The sequence below is a fragment of the Nonomuraea deserti genome (assembly GCF_004348685.1).
GTDB lineage: Bacteria > Actinomycetota > Actinomycetes > Streptosporangiales > Streptosporangiaceae > Nonomuraea > Nonomuraea deserti.
Map to the genome: position 1 here is coordinate 1 of NZ_SMKO01000407.1, position 1,367 is coordinate 1,367.

General features: G+C 66.8%; 1 protein-coding gene. It reads right to left on the bottom strand.

Annotated features, from left to right (window positions below; genetic code table 11):
- Positions 1–18: 18 nt before the first annotated feature.
- Complete coding sequence (locus tag E1292_RS50370; RefSeq protein WP_132606871.1) at positions 19–1,218, bottom strand: RNA-guided endonuclease InsQ/TnpB family protein; 1,200 nt, start codon at positions 1,216–1,218, stop codon at positions 19–21.
- Between the last annotated feature and the right edge of the window lie 149 nt (positions 1,219–1,367).

Below are 1,367 nucleotides of genomic sequence, written 5' to 3' on the forward strand. Positions count from 1 at the left end.
TTGACTTCCTCCCCACGCCTAAAGGCGGGGGATTCCAACCTTCACAGGTTGGGTTTCCTGCTTCGTGGGCGACTGCACCCGGGCGGACCCGGAGTGTCTGACATCACCTCCACAGGCAGACACGGCAAGACCTGCCGCCAGGATGTTCTTCGCGGCGTTGACGTCCCTGTCATGCAGGGTGCCGCAGCCCGGACAGGTCCACGTCCGGGTGGAGAGCGAGAGCGTTGCGAGCAGGTGTCCGCAGTCGGAGCATGTCTTCGAGCTGGGGAACCAGCGGTCCACGACGATCAGGTGGCGTCCGTACTTGGCCGTCTTGTATTCGAGCATGCGGCGGAAGGTGCCCCAGCCGCAGTCGGAGATGGCCTTGGCCAGGCTCCGGTTGCGGATCATGTTCTTCACGGCCAGGTCTTCGATCACGATCACGTCGTGGTCGCGGACCAGCCGCGTCGAGGTGCGGTGCAGGAAGTCCGCCCGGGACGCGCGGACCTTGCGGTGGGCGCGGGCGACCTTGGCTTTCGCCTTGGCCCGGTTGTTCGAGCCGCGCTGTTTACGGGCCATCCGGCGTTGGTAGCGGGCCAGGTTGCGTTCTCGTTCGGCCAGGCTGCGAGGGTTGGCGATCTTCTCACCGCCGGAGGTGACCACGAAGTCCTTGACCCCCAGGTCCACGCCGAGCACGCCGCCGGCAGGGGCGGCCTGATCCGGGTTGTCGGCCTCGGCGGCGAAGCTGACGTACCAGCGTCCGCACGGGTCGCGGGAGACGGTCACCGTGGACGGGTTGATCGTGGCCGGGTCGATGTCCGGCCACGACCACACGAACGCCAGTCGCGTGTTCATCTTGGCCAGGAACAGTTGCCCGTCGCGGTAGCGGAACCCGGAGCGGGTGTATTCGGCGCCCTGGCGGCCGGTGCGGGACTTGTAGCGCGGATATCGGGCGCGTCCGGCGAAGAAGTTGGCGAACGCCTTCTGCTGAGTGCGCAGCACCTGCTGAAGCGGGACCGAGGACACCTCGTTCAGCCAGGCGAACTCCCCGGTCCGCTTGAGCTGGGTGAGGAAGGCATTGGCCTGCGGCACGTTCGTGAATGCCCGTTCGGTGTGCCAGCGGCGGTGCCGCCAGGCGAGCGTCTGATTCCACACCACGCGCACACAGCCGAACGTGCGGTTGAGCACCGCTGCCTGTTCGGGGGTCGGGTAGGCCCGGCACTTGTACGCCGTCCGCACATTCAAGATCTTAGCAGCCGACCCCGCGCCTGCTTAACGCCATTCCGCCTTGACGGCGGACTGACGTCCTGTGCGCCGCTACGCGGCAGGTTCGCTTTCCTCCCCAGGGCTGAAGCCCGGGGTCTCCAGCGAAGGAACGAGAGATGAAC